Source organism: Roseibium sp. QJM3NY_11 (genome assembly GCF_056173175.1).
In genome coordinates this window covers 5,438,277-5,458,676 of the sequence record NZ_CM149660.1, presented here as the reverse complement: position 1 = coordinate 5,458,676, position 20,400 = coordinate 5,438,277, and the positions used below count along the sequence as shown (strand labels likewise).

At 55.0% G+C, this 20,400-nt stretch carries 11 protein-coding genes; 7 read left to right on the top strand and 4 right to left on the bottom strand.

Annotated features, from left to right (window positions below):
* Window positions 1-48 precede the first annotated feature (48 nt).
* From AC0VX3_RS24940 to AC0VX3_RS24920, 5 genes are all read left to right on the top strand, one after another.
* Window positions 49-570: a hypothetical protein gene (locus AC0VX3_RS24940; protein ID WP_475522771.1), complete on the top strand. Its 522-nt coding sequence runs from the start codon at window positions 49-51 to the stop codon at window positions 568-570.
* On the top strand, window positions 557-808 hold the full coding sequence (locus AC0VX3_RS24935) for an HGGxSTG domain-containing protein (protein ID WP_475522770.1): 252 nt from the start codon (window positions 557-559) through the stop codon (window positions 806-808). Before AC0VX3_RS24940 ends, AC0VX3_RS24935 begins: the two co-directional genes overlap by 14 nt.
* Window positions 809-1,087: 279 nt before the next feature.
* On the top strand, window positions 1,088-2,950 hold the full coding sequence (locus AC0VX3_RS24930) for a hypothetical protein (RefSeq protein ID WP_475522769.1): 1,863 nt from the start codon (window positions 1,088-1,090) through the stop codon (window positions 2,948-2,950).
* A gap of 19 nt (window positions 2,951-2,969) precedes the next feature.
* Entirely contained in the window at window positions 2,970-4,262 is a 1,293-nt protein-coding gene (locus tag AC0VX3_RS24925) for a hypothetical protein (protein ID WP_475522768.1), read from the top strand.
* A 12-nt stretch (window positions 4,263-4,274) separates the two neighbouring features.
* Complete coding sequence (locus AC0VX3_RS24920; RefSeq protein WP_475522767.1) at window positions 4,275-9,407, top strand: FtsK/SpoIIIE domain-containing protein; 5,133 nt, start codon at window positions 4,275-4,277, stop codon at window positions 9,405-9,407.
* 20 nt (window positions 9,408-9,427) lie between these two features.
* Here AC0VX3_RS24920 and AC0VX3_RS24915 read toward each other — a convergent pair whose 3' ends face one another.
* A complete protein-coding gene (locus tag AC0VX3_RS24915; RefSeq protein WP_475522766.1) occupies window positions 9,428-10,960 on the bottom strand; it encodes a DNA cytosine methyltransferase in 1,533 nt (510 codons plus the stop codon).
* Between the two features lie 67 nt (window positions 10,961-11,027).
* Between AC0VX3_RS24915 and AC0VX3_RS24910 the strand changes: the two genes are divergently transcribed.
* On the top strand, window positions 11,028-11,465 hold the full coding sequence (locus tag AC0VX3_RS24910; RefSeq protein ID WP_475522765.1) for a very short patch repair endonuclease: 438 nt from the start codon (window positions 11,028-11,030) through the stop codon (window positions 11,463-11,465).
* Window positions 11,466-11,531: 66 nt separating this feature from the next.
* On the opposite strand, the gene AC0VX3_RS24905 is transcribed toward AC0VX3_RS24910, so the two are convergent.
* The 3 genes from AC0VX3_RS24905 to AC0VX3_RS24895 all read right to left on the bottom strand — a co-directional run bounded on the left by AC0VX3_RS24905 (window position 11,532) and on the right by AC0VX3_RS24895 (window position 17,896).
* A complete protein-coding gene (locus tag AC0VX3_RS24905) occupies window positions 11,532-11,753 on the bottom strand; it encodes a hypothetical protein (RefSeq protein WP_475522764.1) in 222 nt (73 codons plus the stop codon).
* Window positions 11,754-11,960: 207 nt separating this feature from the next.
* A complete protein-coding gene (locus AC0VX3_RS24900) occupies window positions 11,961-14,933 on the bottom strand; it encodes a DEAD/DEAH box helicase family protein (protein ID WP_475522763.1) in 2,973 nt (990 codons plus the stop codon).
* Window positions 14,933-17,896, bottom strand: coding sequence for a hypothetical protein (locus AC0VX3_RS24895; RefSeq protein ID WP_475522762.1), 2,964 nt, complete (start codon window positions 17,894-17,896; stop codon window positions 14,933-14,935). Before AC0VX3_RS24895 ends, AC0VX3_RS24900 begins: the two co-directional genes overlap by 1 nt.
* 118 nt (window positions 17,897-18,014) lie before the next feature.
* On the opposite strand from AC0VX3_RS24895, the gene AC0VX3_RS24890 reads away from it, so the two are divergent.
* Window positions 18,015-20,390 (top strand): UvrD-helicase domain-containing protein, encoded by a 2,376-nt coding sequence (locus AC0VX3_RS24890; protein WP_475522761.1) that lies wholly within the window; start codon window positions 18,015-18,017, stop codon window positions 20,388-20,390.
* Window positions 20,391-20,400: the final 10 nt, after the last annotated feature.

The following is a 20,400-nucleotide window of genomic DNA, read 5'->3' as shown; positions in this document are numbered from 1 at the left end:
AAGAACCCAGGAATATACTCAAGATTTTATTCAAAAGGTCAAAAAGAAATGTCGAATAACATCGAAAAGTCCGAAAAAAAGCAAAAGCGTAAGCCGATAACAATACTTGATGACGGAGGCGTCGAGGTAAGAAATCGGGAGCCAGGTGCGCCGTTGTTCGGCTCGGTCGACATGGATTTCATAAAGGGTTTGACCGCCAACATTTTGGGAATCGCAAATCAGGATACCGATGCTCCTGGACCCGCATTGACTGCCTACGTTGCATCCATAGTCAAGGGTATTGATCCGCAGGACCAGGTAGAGGCCATGCTGGCAACGCAAATGGCGGCAACACACTTTGCGGTCATGCAGGCTAGCCGTTGGCTGCTCCATGGCAACAAAGACATTAAGACCCTCGATAGTGCTGAGCGTGCCTTCAACAAGCTGTCGCGAACCTTCGCCGCTCAATTGGAGGCGTTGAAGCGTTACCGATCCAATCCTGTCAGCGTCCGTGACGTCAACGTGGCAGATGGCGGCCAGGCAATCGTCGGCAATGTGAGTAGCGTTAAATCCGAAAATGACAAAAGTTGACGCATACCCCATGCACAGTTCACCGCGTTGCACTGCCAGATCGAAGCGAACCGGTGAGCCCTGCCGGAATCCAGCAGTAAAGGGATGGTCCGTGTGCCGGATGCACGGCGCACGCGGCGGTTCCATGTCTGGAAAGGATTGTCCGGCCTATAAACACGGTGGACGCACCAAAGAAGCTGAGCAATTACGCAAACTGTCAAATGGCCTGGCGCGGCTTATGCGGGATTTTGGCAGTTGAACTTTTAGTCTGAAGTTTGACCGTTGGTAATCACTTTAATCAGGGTGATCCAAGTAACGCTTTGATTTTGATATGGGAGTTTCGAAGAGAAAGAAGAAGCCTTGCGGTGCAGCAGGGCTGTAACAATGTTCGCTCCCACTGCGCTGTCGCAATTATCCCCGATGACACCAGCAAACGCTATAGGCGAAACTAGCTTCGCACTCTGGAAATAGACAGTCACGCAAAGGTTGTGGCTTAGAAGAAAATTTTCTAGCCTCTAGACAATAGCCTCCAAGCTGCATGAGCAACAAATTGCCAGAGAACAAAAACCCACACGTGTACCGGATGGCGCGATTTCTGCCGTTCGACCCTTCCCATGACCAAATCTACGAAGAATATCAGGTCGCAAAAGACGCGCTCAATCTTGACACCGTCGCATATCACTACGTGCTTGATGCTGCCAAATCCGGTGCTCATGTCATTGTTTTGACCGGCGACGCGGGCCACGGAAAAACGCATCTGTGCCGAAGAGTGATTGAGAGCCTCCTCGAATATGACGAGGAGGAGGCAAGAAAACTAATCATCGGAGCTAGTGATGGAAGGCAGATAATCAAGACTAAGGAGGGCACATCTGGAGCTGGTGCATTGCGCATCTTCAAGGACTTTTCCGAGTTTGCGCCCGAGCTCGCGGCCAGTCTCGTCGAAGAGTCAAACAGCGCCGACGCAGTGACCATCATCTGCGCTAATGAGGGTCGTCTTCGCGCCGTTCTTTCATCGAGCAGCGCTGGGCCGTACTGCAAGGAGCTGCTCAAGAGCTTTGAGGCATCCTTCGAAAACGGAAAGGCAAGCCGCGACGGGCGAATCCATGTTGTGAACCTCAATCATCAGTCCACCGCGGCGGGAAGTGAAGGGCAGTCACTTGGAGACCGTGCAATTCGCAACTGGACCTCAGGCGTGAGATGGAGGAGCTGTAACGATTGCAGCTCTCGTGAAGCTTGTCCGATCAACCGCAATCGGGAGATGTTGTCCGAGCGCACCGGCGAGCAGGTTGCAACATCTAGAAAAGAAAAGCTGCGCTTATTGTTCGCGACGCTGGAGCGTATAGGCTACGTGATAACAATACGCGATATGTTGATGGCCTTCGCATATTTGCTGACGGGCGGGCTGAAGTGCGAGGACGTCCACCGGATGCAACGCCTCCGGAAAAAGGGTTGGCAACAAGCCTACGCATTCTACAATCTTGCGTTCGAGGCGCCGGAAACGCTCTCCCGGGAACAGCTGAAACGTCTACCTTTGATGCAGCAGCTTTCCAAACTTGATCCTGGCAGGCGGGCAATCAGGGAAATTGACGAGCGCATTGTCAATCAGCAGGAGATTTTTGCTCACGGACAGCTGGACCTGCAGTTTCCAGCACCTTCAACCTCTTCAGAAAATTTGATCGATGCGGCGGATGGAATTGACGAAATAATTGGAGATCCACGCAACAAGAAGCAGAGAGCAGACGAGGCCGAAAATGTGACACGCGTTGTGAGGGCACTCAGGCGCCGAGCCTACATCGACGGTATCGGCGGCGACACGCTTGACATGGTACACCTCGGCTTACCTTACGGCATGGATTTTCTTGCTATCGTCAACGATCAGATGGACGTCCCCAAACGCACACTTCTGAAGAAAAGAGTCATCGCCGGACTGCACCACATTCAAGGGCTTCAGTTTTCGGAGCAAACACCCACACTACATCTTGTCGATCCTGCCTTTGGAAGATCGATGTCGGGAACAGCTATCCTTGCAACTAGGATCAACCCGGCGAATGTCGATCTGATCAGACTGTCAGAAAAGTGGGGAGCAAGTGATGCGGTGACGCATCATGTCAAGGCAAGTGTCGACTGGATCGACCGACATATGGTCTTGCGGATCATGGATCAGCAAAGCGCCGCGCATGATCTGCTTCTCGACCTAATGACGTTTGACTGCATTCTCAGGGCCGCGGCGGGCCACGTGCCGACCAAGTTCTACGAACACGACATACGACGCGTTGCGAGTTTCCTCGGAAGAATTGCTCAGTCGGTACACGCAAGCTCGGACCAGATCAATCTCATCAGGGACGGGCGATCACAGACCATATCAATCGACGGTAGCACCATTCAGGTCGGTACTGCATAATGATGGAACGGGCCTGACAATGCTTGACGCATCTGAAGACAATATCCGGAAAGGTCCTGAAGTTTCCCGTGAGCTGTTCGGGGGTGTCCTCGATTTTGATGCCGCTGGACACTATCCAGGGCTTGAATTGTTGAATTTCGTGTACTGCGGTGAGAGCGAGGACCCACTCCCCACCGGTGATACGGTGAAGATCAAACGCCGGTCGCACGATTTCGGAAGACGGCTGGTCTGGGACGGCAGTTTCAAGGACGATCCGCGACGGCATAGTGTGCTGCTTGATGACGCCGCCGCGGAAGAGACATTGCGGGAGCTGCTTCGCTGCCTTCAGCTGGAAATTCCCAACGGAACCAAGGAACCCAAGTGGTCGAGGGCGCATTTCTTTCCTTACACGCCATCGCTTATTCACTGGGATGCAAGGGAGAGATACGGAGATATCCGCCTCGAACGCCTCTACCTACGCGGTGGAGGAGCTCTAGCTTACAAAATCCTGAGGTTTGACCCTAACGAAGCTCGACTTCAGCGTATCAGGGAAGGCTTCAAGCAGCTTTTTGGAGCCATAGCACGAAGCCCCTTGGAGATTCTCGCGGACTTCATCAACAAACAGAGCAAGACAGACACGCAACCAGGTCTCGACGAGATTGAAAGGGACACGCGCGCGAATGTTGATGATTTCGAGGACATCTACCGTAACGGTATCCTCAACATTCTAGAGCAAAAGGAAGCGACTTCTGTCGCTAAGATAAGAGCGGTAATGGGGTGGACTGCAGTCTGGCTGGTACTAATGCAGAACCAGCGTGCGAGAAAGACGCTCGGCCTCACTGAAAGCCCGATTATATGCGACTGCGGAGCCGGTAGTGCGCAGTTAAGGCGAGTATCACAACGCTGCTTGAAGGAGGTTCTTGCAAACATTGTCAAGGCGGTTGCGGGCGCGGAGCCACAAATCGCGAATGCCCAACGAAACAAGATCCGTAGTTTTTTTTGGGCAACCGCTGCGGCAAATGGTTTCCTGAATGCCTGGCGGGGACGAAAGCACTTCACGCTTTCTGTCGATGCCCTTGAGATGATCGTACTGGCGACAATCCCGTCAGGAGAGGAGATGCCATTCGAGAGGTTTGCGACAGAAGTTCTTTATGATCGGCTTGGTGTAGCGGTTGGCCGTGGTGCCGCGGAGGTTTCGGGCCTGGTGAATTCCATCGATGCCAGCATTTTTGAAGAGAACGAGACACAGTTGGCACTTCAGATGATCGCTGCCGGCTTGGTGACTCAGTACTCGGATGCAACGCGAATGGTCAGCCCGAGATTTGCTTCTTAACTGGATTTCTAAATGAATGAAATTGAAAAGATAATTTCTGGTACGGCTTTCGAAATTGTTGCTCGAAGCTTCTCTTCAGATGATGAATATGACCGAAACTCTTTCAGGTTGAAGAACCTTACGAAAGGTGAGGCTCTTGAGTTCCTTCGCGCGTGGCAGGTTCATAGCAACGGTCGCGGCCTTGAACGAGTCCGGCTTCTTGTTGCAAGCGATTCCCATGAAGAATTCCCGAGTGAGTTCAGGGCGGACCCCGATCATTCCATTACCTACTATCGAAACAACAATGAACACGGACTTGTTTATATCGAGACGAAAGTTGAGAGCGATGAACAGGGGCTGAAGAACCTCTTCACCCTTCGCGATGTGAACTTTCTCGACGGCACATTCGACGAGGAAGGGGAATTCCTGGTTCCCGAGGAGATGGTTCGACAGGCGCTTCGCGTTGCGGGCTCCGCCAATCCTCAGGGCAATGAGCTACTGCGTGACCGCTTGATTGAAGTTCTACGAGAACTCGACGCTGCGGACATGACGGTACCCGTGAGAAAGTTTGCGGGCTTCATATATGCTGCGGCGCATGAGATGATTTCCGGCTCGGGTATCTACTCATCCGAAGAAACAACTGCTCTGGTCGGAAGATGTCTTGTGCAACTCGATATGTTTCCCGACGAGCACTGGCGTCAAAGTACCGGTCAAGTTTCGCAACGTCTTTCTTTGAACCTCCTGAGATCGGAACTTGCAGCATCGCCGTCGTCCGATCTCGACGCCGAGAAGACCGCACAGGACTGCACAAGAACCAAGTTTGTTGACGAACAGGGCGATCCCCTCGCGCCTGATACGCTTGTCTATTGGCGTGAGGAATGTTCGGCATATTGCCTTGCTCCAGACCGTCAGAGACGAGAGAGGATTCCGTATCGGATCTTTGAACAGGTCTTCAGCAAGGACGTGAAAGGTCTACCGTTGGGGCAGCGTGTGGCCGAAGAGATAATGGACCACACTTCGTCAAGAAAGCTGGAGTTTGACGAACTCGCGGTCGAGATTGGCTTGAACAACCGATCTGGCGACGATGCACGCAGGTTTCTTGAAAGCGAGCCTCGGGACACCAGCCTGCTGCCATTGAAAGATCTACTTTCGAAGCAGACGCGTCGCATGATCGAAAAACTTGCTGCACCCGCAGTGGAGAGAATCCAGAACCCCCTGATCAAGCTTTCAAAAGTTGCCGGAGAGTTTCGCGACCGCCATGACATCGGCGATGGTGAGTACAGGATCGAGCTTCGGGTCGGCGGAGGTGCGGGCGATCAACATGCGCCGACAATTGGACTGTTTGCATTCCTCTTTGGACGATCTCTAATCGAAATTCGTAATTTGCTGGCTGACGGGATGGGCACTGTTGCCCTGAAAATCGATGAGCGCCTGACGAGGCCAAGGCCCGTCCCGCCACTCAAGAAGGAGATCGATCCTGACGAACAAACCTCTGATGCCTCCTCGACAGAGGAGGACGAGGGGACGGTTTGGCTACCTGTTCCGCTCGAGTTTGTTCTTGTCGACGGGGAAGATGGCACGGAGCTCGATAGCGAGATGGCAGTCGAGTGGTTGCCTGACGACCTGCCTTATCTTGCGCTTTTCTGGATATCCGTCTGCGGGGAGGACAGGGTTGACGTTGCCGCTGAACTCCATGCTCCAGCGAATCGGGGTGGTGAGGCATGGATCGAGGAAGTGGCATATCGCGTACTTCCATTTGAGAACGGGACAGGGCGACCTATTCGGGAAGAGCTTCTTAAGCACTCGATCATCAACCAACTGGTCGAGATGCGATCAGAGTTTAGGGATGAGGTGGAAAAGGACGGCCTCTCCTCCGAGCTTCTGAACAACGTTTTTGATCAGTGGTCCGCTCTACTTGCAGAGGCGCGCAGAGTCTTTGTTCCGGACGGTGACGTCCCGACCGGCATGATTGAGTTTTTAAATGCTGATTGCGTGCAGGGTTTCGATGGTGACCGCGTGCTCATGCTTCAGTCACACCCTCTGAAGCTAAGATGGATTGCAGCCTATCTTGCGAAGTCATCCCAGCTTGCAGCAGATGCAATCGAAGGCTCTCTGCGCCTAAATGAGGAGAATGAAGGTCTGTATCTGAATTGGATCCAAGGGCTTTCGCCGCATCAGCAGCCCTCGATCCACACGGCTGCCGACGGGGCCATTCTCTTTGCGGACGGCGAAAGGGGGTGGACTGAGAACTTTCAGAGAGCAGCCTCATCAGGAGGTACTGCGTCTGGTGACAGGCTTCATTCCAGCCTCGTGGCGGAAATTGCCCGCCAGATAACAGCATACCTGCATGCTCATCCCTACAAGGCTGACGGCCTGAGAGTTCTTGTTGTGACTGGTGGTGCAAGCGCTCTTCCGGCTGATATTGTCCAGAGTGTTCGGAAAGGTGAATTCAAGAACCTGGCGATGACAGTCGAGTTCGTCGCGCCCAAGACTTGCTGGGATGAGGCGGCTCGCCAGTTTGAACTAGTGGACACTGACAACCGACTCTCGGGAGATGGAGCTCTTTTTCCACCCGTGCAACTCAACCTTCATGATCTCGATAAGGTCAAGGAAGACGCTGACCAAACGCTCGGAGGACTTGTCTGCGACCTTGCAATTGTCCCTCAGTTTCTCGACGACAACATCAGCACAGATGCAAAGACCGAAGACGAGTCATCGTCCATTGGGAAGTTTGATCCTCTTCTCGACGATCCCACGTATATTGCATCGGGTACTGGAGCCGCAGCCCTTTGGGTTTCATTGAGACCCAAGATGTCAGACACCGCCCTATCGGACTGGTCGACCCTTGCGGTTAGGCATGAACGCAGGAACCCTGTCGCTGCGGATCGCCCCGAGGCAACCGACTTCATTGATATCAGGATCAATTTTCACAATACGGCACGCTTCTTTGGGGCTCTGCACAAGCGTTCGCATTGGGTGATCACGGTCGAGCGTCATATTACGAGAGAACAGATTGAACGGCTCGAAACCCGTCCTGAAGTGCTGTCACTTCGTGATGGAGTCGGACCTGGTGGCCTGTTCACACTGATAGTGTCTTCCAACGCCGGAAAGCAGTTCGTAATTGATCGTCTGACGAGGAAACTGAAGCGGATTGCTTCTCTGGTAGGGAGGCAGGAGCTTGTGCAGCAGCAAGCGCAGCAGCTGGCACAAAAGATTTATGACGAAGCGAGGCAAATATCGCCAAGGCTGACGCTCGACGCGCTCGGGATCTCCCGCGTCACAGAGGAAATTCTTGGACTGAGCATAGCCAGACAGATTGCTGATCGTCTGTTCCCACCTTCTGTGAAGGATGGCTTCATCGCATGGATTTCCCTTGATGAACATCCGGAATGGTTCACATCGGCAAATGCGATGCGAGCGGACATGATCAGACTGGCTGTTAATCTTGGAGATGATGGACTTTCGGTGAACCTGCTTGTACTCGAAAGCAAGTTGAGACGCACCGGGTACGAGGCCCACGGGGCGGAGCAGGTGCGCAAGACGCTGCAAATGTTCAATTCAATCTTCCCGCAGGATCTCGAACTTGATCCAATGGATGGAGAGCTCTGGAGAGACACGATTCTCTCAGCAGTCGATACCGTCAGTGAAGACGCGGTTTTCATTTCTTTGGATGACGCATCCAGACAGACACCGCGACGCTCGAGGGTTTCGGAGGAAATCAGAAATCGCTTCCGGAAAGGGGACTTTGCTACCTTGTCGGTCGCCGGGCTTTATTCCATTTGCGAGTACTCGCATCCTCGAGAAATGACCATCGAATCATACGACGCAGATCCACGCGTTCAGATTGTCCAGACCGGAGGGGGCGCCCTGCTTGACAGGTCCACTGCAAGTTTGGTTATCAAGCCGTCTGACAAGGATGAAGAGTCAGAAACGGGTAAAGACCGGGAAAAGGAGCAACCGGTTCCGTCTGAGCTGGAAGATAGCGCGGTGGTTTCCACTGATGTCCAAGTCTCTCCCCAGCCTGCTTCCGAAGATGAAATCGTTGATGTCGTAGTCGCCGAGGATCAGACCAATACCGAGGCCGAGGACACAAATGTCGGCGAGGTCCGTGGTCATCTGGGCAAGGCAGAACTCGATCATAGGTATCAGATAATACTGGATACTTTTGGCCAGTACGGTATCAGCGTCAACAAGACCGAGCCTGGAATTGAATACGCCATCGAGGGGCCGGCATCGATCCTCTTCCGGGTCCTGCCGGGAAGGGGTGTCGAGCCGAAGAAATTGATTGAGAAAAGCGATGCGCTGAAACTTGCGCTCAAGCTGAATGCCTCGCAGGAAATTCGTTTCGCCATCGACGAGGGTTACATGACCATTGACGTGCCGAAGCTGGACAAGGACCGATATTTTGTCGATGCAGCGAGTCTCTGGTCTCGCTGGAAACGCCCGGAGTTTGGGCTGAAGGTTCCTTTGGGCGAGGATCGTTTTGGCAAGGTGGTTGAGATCGACTTTACCTCATCGAATTCGCCACATTTGCTGATTGGTGGAACGACCGGGAGTGGCAAATCGGAAGCCCTGAATACAATCCTTGCCGGGATGACAAAGCACTATTCTCCTGAAGAGGTGCGACTGCATCTTATTGATCCGAAAGGGACAGAGCTGCAACATCTCTCGGATACCGAACACGTGGATGGTGAGATTGGTTGGGATGAGGAGGATGCGATCGAGATCCTCTCCCGTGCCGTGGATGAAATGCAGGCGCGGTATGCGAAGTTCAAGAGCTCGAAAGTCAGATCGGTCGGCGATTACAACTCCCAGGCATCTGATGGCGATCGGATACCAAGGTGGGTGATCGTCCTCGATGAATATGCGGATCTAACATCGGAGCCGGATGCGAAAAAGACGATAGAGGCGCATCTGAAGCGATTGGCCCAGAAAGCCCGCGCAGCGGGAATTCATGTCATTATTGCAACTCAGAAGCCGGATGGTTCTGTTATAAGCACAAATCTGAGGTCAAACCTTCCCGCACAGCTTGCCTTGCGTGTAAAGAGCTCCAACGAGAGCCGGGTCATCATGGATGATCCCGGAGCGGAATCTCTGACCGGAAAAGGGGACGCATTCTTCAAAGAAAGCGGAATATTGACCCGGGTTCAGTGCGCCAAGATTTGATATGAAAGCAAACGATTTTTTCAAGCGAGTGCGCTCCGCAGCAACGCCGCAATCTGCCTTGCCAGATATGGAGGAACGGCGTTACCGACCTGGACGTACTGTTGTGTGCGATTACCGAGGAATAAATAGTCATCGGGGAACGTCTGAAGCCTGGCTGCCTCACGGACAGTCAGGCTGCGGCACTGCAAGGGATCGGGGTGGATGAAGTAGTGGCCGTCCTTGGATATGTGACTTGTTACGGTCGTCGAAGGCTGTGAACCTATCTGTACGCGGAACCGGTCGGCAAAGACCCCGCTATGCCAATTTCGGTGTTCCGGGCTGAGCGTCAGCGGAAACTCTGCCGCCTTTGGGCTGTAACCATGCATCTTTCCGAACATTGCGGCATACATGTACCGTCCAAGATCGGTAGCCATGTGGCCACGGGTTTCGTGCTGAGCGAGAGCGTCAAGCTCCGGGCGTTCCAGCCAGCGTATGAGCTCTTCGTTCGATTTGCCGTAGTCATGAGGTAGGGTGGATGACGACCGTGTAAGTGCAGTGGCTCCTTGTAGGCGCTGCACGAGATCGCCGAAGGCCACTTGCAGGTTCTTGCCATCTCTTCCAGGGCACTCGTTGGCCAGAAGGCTTGCCAAATCGACGACGACATTGCGCCATGCGTCGTTACTGTCCTTTTCGCGGCTTAGACCACTCCGGAGAATGGGCATGTTTCCAATTGTCTCTTCAACGGTACTCGGCGTTGCAGGGGCATTGATGCTTGCGCTCGCTGTTCGTGCTGCAATGTCTGACCGAATTCCCACGATGATCACCCGGTGTCGACGTTGCGGCACACCGAATGCTTCAGCCCGAACAATGAAGTTGGAAGGCTTTCGCGCTTCCTCGAGTGTCGCTCTGCCGTTTTCAAGGCGGATGGCATGCAATTCATACAAATGGCCGTGGCCAGTGCCGAGCGAGGACAGATCCTCCATCAGCATCTCGAATACCAACCTGCTCTCGACAGTGGAGGAGAGCATGCCTTTCACGTTTTCCATCACGAATGCTGCCGGTCGAAGCCGATCCAGTACACGAATGTATTCCCGGAAAAGGAAGTGCCGTTCGTCCTTTGCCGGTACATAATCCCGTTTGCCCTTTGCTCGAGCCCGGCCAACAAGTGAGTAGGCCTGACAGGGAGGTCCGCCAATCAGTATCGTGTCGTCGAATTCACTTTTCAGTCTAGGGATCGCATCATCGATGGATAAGGTAGTAGTCTCGTGCCCCAGTTCCAGACAGAGAGCTTCCTTGCATGCGGTCTTCCAGAGCTCTGGCTCCACTGAGGACCAGTCAGGTTCGGAGGTCCTCCCGGCATGAAATTCAATGAACTGTTTCGGCAGTCTGCCGTGTCGTGCCCGATATTCGCGTAGAAATGCGCGCAATCGCAGCGTGCGATGCGCGGAAGCCTCCTTCTCGATCGAGATTCCGATCTTGAATGGCGAATGTCCGTCGTGTGAAAGCGAGGCAAATCCTTCGCCAAGACCACCGGGGCCGGCAAAAAGATCAACGATACCTAAAGAGGTTGGCAAATCAGGCTCCTGAGGAAAACCAATCCCACGTTATATACCAGTTGCAGAAACGAAGGCCAGGACGTTAGTGACCGATATTGTAGACAAGCAGACCCGTTCCCGGGTGATGGCCGCGATACGCGGTAAGGACACAAAGCCGGAAATGATGCTGCGCCGCTCGCTGCATGCAGGTGGGTTTAGGTTTCGTCTGCATCGCAAGGACCTGCCTGGCAGTCCGGATCTGGTGTTGGCGAAACATGGTGCTGTCCTCTTCGTGCATGGGTGCTTCTGGCACCGGCACACGGGGTGCAAATATGCGACGACGCCAGCAACCAGACCGGAATTCTGGGCCGAAAAGTTCAAGGGTAATGTTGATCGTGATAGACGCAATCAGGAGATGCTTGCCGACCTGGGATGGCGCGTTGGCATCGTCTGGGAGTGTTCGCTGAAAGGCGAGAATGCCGCGGATACCATTAATGCAGTAACGGCTTGGCTGATGACTTCGGAAAAACAGTTCGAGACTTGAGCGCTGGGCGTACCGAAAGCGGTGTGGAAGGCAAAGGAGTACGCATGTATGGAAAACTATTGTGGTCTACTTGGGCACATTCTTCTTCCAATTCAGAGTAGATCCGCTGGTTTTGACGGGGTGCTGCCCAACGTATCCTCGCAGCGCAAAAGCCAATGCCTGCGCCGGTAGTCGTCGCGCAGGGCTGTCCGCCACCCGCTTTATCGCGAGGGAAATCGGCGGGTTACCAATGATATTTCTTTCGAACTCGAAACCTCGAAAATGGTAATTCACGACATCGTCGATCATTTCAATTTCAGCGCGACGACCGACGATGAAATTGTCGCAGAAATCCTTAACTGTTGGGATATCGAATTAGACGAACCAACTTCTAAGGAACTGAGCATGGAGACACGAGTCCCGGTACTTGCCCGATCTGCCGACGACGTTTTACGAGATGGTGACTTCAAATCACCGCTAGTCGGATACTGATTTGTTTGTCCTCACAGTGTATGTTCAGTCGTCAGCGATGAGCGCCATGAGAACCGTGCAAGGCTGGACCTCTCCGAAAGAGATGGTTCCTCCTACAAGCTCACGGAGGAAGTTGGTCACTTCCGAAAAGTTCAGGCGAGCCATCGCCAGTGATCTTTCCAAAGCTGCCACCTGCCCCCGCCATAGGTCGACTGGACCAGCTTCGGGTGGCATTTGCCTACGACGTTCCAAAGCCAGCTCTCGATTTCTGATTTCCGCCTGAAAGTGAGCGCTCACTTGATTTGTGAAGTCTGCAAGTTCATGTGGAATTTTATTCAGAACCGAAGCTCTGTATTGCTCCATCAGTGAGCCGATCGCGGCCACTTGTCGAGACCGGACCACATTCACAACCTCATGCCTTTCAAGAGCCACAAGTGGTGTTCGCCCCCTGGCTAACGCGTTGTTCGTGGAAGACGTGATTGGCTTCAGGCAAAGGTCCGCTTCTTCTTCAGTCAAATCTTGCCAGCCGTCTCGTGTCTTCCGCGCCCCAACACGTATGAGTCTAGCCGGCGCGGCAATCCTGATCTTGCGCTGGAGGGCGCGAAAAAGTGTGTGAAGCGAATGTCGATCGGCACTGAGTGCTCTCTTCTGAGGGTCTGTCGGCGCGGCCTCGAGCAATTCCTTTGCTTCGGGTGTCCACAGCGGCGGGAGAAGTCCATCCGGGCAGCTGTCGAGCTGCGCTACCGAAATTACTACCAGCGGGCCAACCTCTCTAGCAGGGTGGCCCTCGGGCAGCCTGACGCTCGTCTGCACTACTGGCTTCGCTGTTCCGAAAGAATTCAGGAAGGCGGCGGCGTAACCAGCAACCATAGCATCGTGCAGCTCTGCGCCGTGATCAAAAAAGCGGAGTGGGCGTCCTGATCTTGCGCCATCTCCTGAACGCTCCCCATCATCCGTGAAAACGTTCTTGCGAGGTGGCGCAGAAATGTCTGATCTCCGATAGATGAAAGGTACGTGCCCCGACATCCAGTTTTCCCCGGACACACCTGGTAGAGGGAATGGGCTCTCGATAGTACGCCCGCGGTCGCCAACGCCGTGATACCAGATCGTCCGGAACCCGTAGGCATCGACCTTGTCACGTCGGTTACTGATATCGAAGTCGCCAGAAGCTGCAATTGACTTCAGCCATGCCCCAATTGCTCTCTCTTCTCCCCGTATTGGTGTCTCCCTCGGGTGCGAGAGTTCAGACAGCATGGCCGGTGCGGGACAAATTTTCTCGCGCCAAAGATCGAAGTCGGCAGCTGCCTGTCGCGGTGTGAAGGGATCCGCTCCCTTGAAACAAGAAGGCAGGCCGGTGCCGTTTCCGGTGAGGGGAACGACCGAAGGAGCTGCCTTGCGCCTGATGGCAGCGCGTCCTAGAACCATCTGCAGCTCAGCCAGTTCCGAGGGAGAAAGTGGTGGCAGCGGAGCGTCGAATACGCCCAGTGCGGCGACTGTGTCCGCAATTGCGGCTTCCTGGGAATCTTCGATCAGGATTCGCCAGATATCGACAACACGCCTCGAGCCTTTACGGTCGCCAGCAGGCCCGAGACGGTCCACGCGGCCGATCAGCTGGTCGATTCCATCGATTTCCCAAGGCAGGGAAAAGAAGATGATCCCCCGGGCAACATGGTGAAGGTTAAGCCCAGCCTGCACCCAGTCGCCTACGAGCAGAAGGCGGTTCTCGCCAGACAGCAAAGGTGCGAGCGTTTCCTGAATTTCCCGGAGGTTCGTGACCCCTTCCACATCTGTCGCTGCGGGGCGCCGCAGCACAGAGATTCCGTCTGCAAGGAAAGGGAAGTACCTTGGAAGCGCTGCACGCAACATGTCGATGGTCGGATTGTCTCCACAGACGATGATAAATGCGCGATCCTCATCGCGACACCATTGCTCCGAAAGGATGTCGAGCAAGGCTTCCAGGCGGCTGTCACCTGGATCTTCGAGTGACTTGATGCGGGCGGCTTCTGCCAGCTGACCGAGGACCTCTCCCCGTGCCGCCAGTTCTGCGAGAACCGTTCTCGCCGCTCTCGCGCTGCGCTGCAGGGCTCGCGAAGCTGTCCACGCAGGTCCCTGGATGCCTTGGGCTGGGTCTGCACCCTCCAGCACCATGGCAGCGATCTCATGCCGCATTCGCTCGAACGTCAGCGGTTGCAGCCGAACCTGGTGATTTCGACGCTGCGGCAGATACTCACTCCAGTCGGAGCGACCGTTCCTGATGATGCGCCGTGCTGCTCCCGACTGCTGGAACCCACGCGTCCAGTCTTCTGGACTGTCCGACCCGTTCAGAGTTGCAATCGCCGCTTCCTCACGGCCCTGAAGAACGTCAGCGACGTTCCGGCCCTCCATCCGCGCAAGCGCAGCAGCCTCCGGCTCGATCATTCGCAAGATTGGTTCTCGCCAAGCAGGATCGCCTAGTCTCGGTGTAGCGGACAGAACAAGCACCTGCCGAAATTCATCCGATGCCTGTGAGATCGCCTGCATCGCTTCGCGCTGCATCGTCTGGGGCTCGTCAACGATGAGAAGATCGAAGACAGCAGGGTCCGCGATGATAGTTCGCGCCTCCTGTCCAAGACGTGTCATCAGGTCGCGTGGACGCGCCAGCGTGACTGGCGACAGTTCATCTTGTGTGCCATCTCCGACCGCACCGGCGATCGCGGGCATTACGTGACCTCTGATCCAGCACTCTTCCTGCCATTGCGACAACAGATTGTCTGGTGTAACCACGAGTGTCCTGTGTCCAGGGTGTTGCCAGCGCAGGGCATTGACGATCATCAACGCTTGCACGGTCTTGCCGAGCCCGACCTCGTCCGAAATCAAGTGGCGAATATGAGTGTCCTCAAGCACCCGACGCACCGTTGCAATCTGGTGCGGCAGAGGATCAGCGGCGACTCCAAGCGCGCCACCCAAACCGATATTGAGGGCCGAGACCCTTCGCCGCAACGCCTGAACACCATTCACGAACCTAAGGTAATGGTCCATCAGTTGGCACCCCCGTTTGGCAGGTCCCCAAGCGCGAGTTTCCTTCGAAGTGCAACGTAGCGAATGGCTCTGCTCGTTCGGACATCTGAGAGTCCCTTTGCCAGAAGCTCTTGCCAACCTTGAGTTTCCACCATCGCTTTTGGCGAAAGCCACAACTGCAACATGGTTCGGAGTTCAGAACGCCCAAGCCAGCGCTGCCCAGGTCGTCGGAAGGCGTCGACATGAATGGAGTCAAGCAGATCGATCAGATCGTCTTCGGTAAGCTCGCTGTAGAACGGCTTAACAAGTGCCGACCACCTCGCCTCAGGAAGAATGAACGGACGGAACATTGGAAGCAGCGGGATATCGCGGGATTGTTCCAGCGCTTCACGCCATGATTCTGCAGGACGGGCCATGTCAACTTCTTCGAAAGCTTCGACGCCATTCGTTTCCAGATGCTGACGCAAGTCTTCGTATGCGTCGATCACGGCGAGATCAAGTTCTCCGGCCAGATCATCATTCCACTCTAGAAGCGCTTCCGGAACATCTGGCACAACTTCACGAAACCGAACGACTAGACGATCTCGCAGAAACTCCCTGTCGGAAGTCGTCTCGATGTCTGGCAAGTCTTTACCCGAGACCAAACCGAGCGTATCAGCGCACCTCAGGAGCGCCCCATGCGGCGAAAGTATCGATTGATCGATGCCCTCTTCCAGCTTGCGCCATCTCGCTCCGCATAGTTGTTCTATCAATGCAGCTTCAAGCTCTTCGACCACCGTCCACCGCTGCCAGTTGCACAGCAGATCATTTGCCTCAGCGAGTTGCCATGCAACATTCGCGCGAGCCAATTCGATGAGCCCAACGCCGTTGTTGCTCGAGGTCGGCTCCCGGAGGAGTTTCGGAAGTGAGATCAAACTACGCTCCCCGAGACCCAGTCGAATGGATTCCGGTCCTGAAAGGATCAGGCCAACCGTCAGCGCCTCGTGATCGGGAGCATCCGGCAGAACCAGCCGAGTTATCTTATGATCACGATCCCCTGCCCCAAGAACCGGAGCAGTGATTGTGGCACTGATCGAAGGAAGTACCGGGCCCCCATCTCCGCTCTTGGTCCAGTTGCCCGTATCCCCGTCATAACGAATCTCGCGGCGGACCGGTGAAAGCAAGAAGACCTTCTCCAGAAGCCCCTCGACTTCAACAGACATTCGCAACCCGTAATCTTCTGCGCTTAACCCGGCCAACTGTGTCTGGATTTCTTGCAAGACCGGAGAACGGCCAGTTATCGTTGCGGGCAGTCGTTCAATCACACCTTGGGAAACGAGTGTCGACCCGTTAGGGGATATCGCCCGAAGTCGGATCGGGACGGCCTCAAGTGCCAGTGGTGCGGTTATTCGGATCTCGAGATACCCTGCTTCGAGATCGGAGACATTTGCGTTGGTGGGAAATACCTTCACTGCTGCAGGTTCGACATCTGGCGGCTCAATGACTTTAAACTCCAGCCTCTCGAGTTCTCGGCCATCAGCTGGTTCGGTCAAATGTCGGCCGATGTCGGGTCGAAGTGCTTTCCAGTCGACGCCGCGGATGCTCAGGACTTCTCCCGAGGCGATCGAACCATCAAGGAGCACTTCAGTGCTGGCTACGCCGCGATGAGTAGCCAGCACCGGAAAGCCTCCGAGGAACCGATTTGAAGATCCAGGCGCAGGTAATCCAATTAGTTGCAGGGTGGGAACGCGGTCTGCAATCAAAAACCCGCGACGTCGCAAAAACTCGATGTCCGAGGGGCTAGAGGTGTCCAGAGTGCGGGTTTCGAGATTTCCGTCGACACCAATGCACTGAATAACGCTGGAGTCAGGCTGGAGCTTTTCGTCCGGAAAAACCGCTTGAGCTGTGAGACCATTGGGCTCGACAATAAAGAATTCCGGTTCAAACGGCTGCAAACGTTCCATCGTGGCATCTGCTGCTCCCTCATCGACATCAAGGGCGTCGCCACGGCGCAATGGCGATAAGGGGAAAGGGAAGATCCTTTCCATGGCGATTTCACCGCCTGAAAGGAATGAACCGAGAGAGATCGCCTGAATCCCATCAACGGCCCGTATGCGGTCACCATGTATGCGCAAAGCGCCGATCACTTCGTCGCGCAGCTGGGCCGGCAATGCTGGCCCACGAATTACCAACTGCCTTGGCGCACCATCCTTCAGATCCAGAACATAACGGGATGACGTAATCTGTGCGAGGCGCGCTGATCTTCTTGCGATCGTCGTCCGTGCTTCAGTGATCGCCCGAAATGCCCCCCAATCCTTTCGGATATCTCGGTCGATTCGCAGCAGAAAACTCTCTGAAAGCCAGCCTGCTGACCCGGGGGCAAGAAGCCGCCGCATGACTTCAAGCGCAAGGTTCCCTTGCAGGAGCCAGTTCTCGAAGCGACGACTTGTATGTCCCGCCGCCAGTACCCTGATATATTCGAGCAGCCTGTCCGTGTCGTCGGCAGGAACTCCTGCCCTGACAGCACGTCTGAGAGCGTCTGTAAGCTGTGGCTGAATCTCAAGTGGCACCACGGCGTTCCCGATCGGCCATGAGATATGAGGGAAATGGCTTTCCCATGGGCTATTGCCGGGTCGCGCCAAGCGAAGCCTGGTGTGTCCGAGCTCGAACAACCGAGAAAGACCAGTTCGGAACGCCGGACCAGCTTCGGCCCGAAGCTCCTTAGAGAGCACTGGCCAGAAATCGGTTCCGGTACCCCGATATCTGTACCCTACCTCCGTGGCGATCACGACTAACGGCAGATAACTCCAGGACCACACGGCTCCCGCGAGTTGCGGATCTTCTTCAAGCTGTCGCGAAACCGTCTTTCTCAGTTCTTCGAGCGTCGGCTCATCGAGCCCGTGTTCAATGGCAAAGACTGGCAGCTCGCCTCGTTCTTTAGCCAAGGTTGCAAAACTCTCGGCAAGTGCTTTATGTCGATCGGTTAAGAGACTATCGCTTTGCATCTTTCCTTACGGTCGCTCAACAACGTAATCAAAACACCGGAAAATTTTTTCAACAAGAAGTTGGCTACTAACCATCTGATTGTCAATGATGTTTCCGCCTGACCTTGAAAGGCTTCGCATGGCTGATGTATCCCTGATTGATGAAGGTTCGTACACACCAAGGATACCGATTGATGGCAATCCGGGCGCAATCGCGGATCTGGTCCGGCGTATCGTTCATGCACGTCGCGGCCTCAGCCGCGCCGAGGTTGTAGCTTGGGTTTCGCAGTTCGTGGATGACGTGAACCGGGCAGACGCAGCGGCTCGCATCGGCAAGGTCATCAACACGATGTGCGAGTTGAAGGACATCGGCTATGGCACAATGCGGGGTGAGCCCGTGTTGGTGGCCGTACCGGAGCGTCGGATTGCACTTCCGGATGGTACGGTCGTGGCTCTCGGAGATCATGGTACCTCTGGAGGAACCAGTTCCGAACAACTGTTTCCTGAAGTTGCAGGCGGCGCGACCGAGAGCCTAGTCGAATTTCTTGCCTCGCTTGACGAACCTGTCTCAATGAGTGGTCATCGCGCGCTTGAACCCATCGGGCGCTGGACTGGCGACGATCCGATGCCTGCGGCATTGCGCATGGCGCTTTCGCTCAGTGGAGCTTTTGATCCTGTCGAGCAAAAATGGTCGATCAGTAAGGAGAACGCCTCCTTCCTGAACGAATGGTTCAATCTTACGCCCTCTCAATCTTCTTCCGGTGAGGTAGAATCTCCCGACGAAAGCCAGCGGCGCGTGATGCAAGCTCCTGCCGGCTCGAGAATGATTGTCGAGGCAGGCCCTGGGAGTGGCAAGACCCATGTAGCTAGCGAACGGGTTATGTCCCTTGTGGAAGACGAGGATCTTGCCCCTTCACGTATCCTTCTACTCAGCTTCAGCCGCATTGCAGTTGCAGAGTTGCAAGGCCGGATTAGTCGGCGGCTGCACGACACGCCGAATGTAGCGTCATTGCAGATCAGGACGTTTGACTCTTTCGCTGCGCGTCTGCTTGCAGGTGCGAGTGTGGGTTCTTCGGGTGGGCATGATGCCAGCATTCGGGCCGCGACAAGGCTGATGCGATCGGATAATCCACTCGTTGCGGATGCGATTGGTCAGCTGGAACACGTGATCATCGATGAGGCGCAGGACCTGGTCGGTGATCGCAAGGAGATGTGTGAGGCCATTCTTGCCTTGCTGGACCCTGCCTGTGGCATCACGATCTTCGGAGATTTCGCGCAATCAATCTACGGCTATCAACGCAGGGGCACTGCGGGATCTACGTTGCTCACAGAAGTCGCGAAGCGTGCCGATTTCACTTGCGATCAACTTGATCGCGACCACCGTACCCGGACTGAATCTTTGAGGGAAATGTTCAGCTCGGTTCGCGAGGCGCTGAGAGATGATCCGGTAGGTTCCAGAGATGGTTACTTTCGCATTCGAGAACAGATCAAGTCCGCCGCCATTGAACATGACATCACAGGGTTCGCTGTTCATCCATCGACAACAGGTGGCTTGATCCTTACGCGCAGCCGACGCGGGCTTTTCACTGCAGCTGAAGATATGCGCGCGGAAGGCAGAAGCTTCAAGCTCCGACTGCCCGACCGACCTCCGAGAATCGAAGCCTGGATCGGTTCATTGCTCGGAGGTTTACCGGCTGCAACCCGTTTGTCGCGAGACGATTTTCGGTCGATCCACGAGGCACTGAGACCAGCGCCATCGCGCGATCTTGAGGAGTGCTGGGAAATCCTTCTCGATCTGGATACTTCAGGTCGGGATCACATCTCGGTTGGTAACATCGCCGAAGGTCTTGAAGATCCGCCACTCGAACTTCTCAGCGATTATGAGGGGCTCTCGGGACCATTGCTCTCGACGATCCATGCGATCAAGGGGAGAGAGGCCGAAAGGGTCATGTTGCTGTTAACGCGGGCACCGAGTGGCGACCAAGTGGACTGGGCAGAAGAGTCCCGCACGCTGTACGTCGGTGCAACTCGCGCAAGCACGGAGTTGCGGACGGGGTGGCTCAGTCAGAAAAAGTACTACACGATTGGGGAACCGGAACGTTTCTGGGCAGCACGTCCCGATCATCGCCTTATCGAGATCGGCCTGGAGGGGGATCTCATCGACTGGGCCGAGTTCGTGCGTTCGGTTCATGTCACCATTGAGGCAGACGCGATCTCAAGCATATGGCGTTCGTCGAACGATGAGCCGAGAGCGGCAGCATATCCTGACCCGGATGGGCGTCTGGTCCTAAGGACCGGAGATCACGAAGGAACCGCGATCGGGTGTCTTTCGGATGGCTTCGTCGAATTGATGCAGTCGTTGCGCAAGGTCGAACCAGGGGCGGCGCTTCCGGAAGTCGTTTCGGGAATTTCTGTAGTGGGTGCAACCACGGTCGTCGTGCCGGGGCGGTCCGGAGAGGCTGCGAGCCTTGCGCTCATGCCGCTGCTCGGCGGCTTTGCCAGCATTCCTCGCTGAGCGATAATCC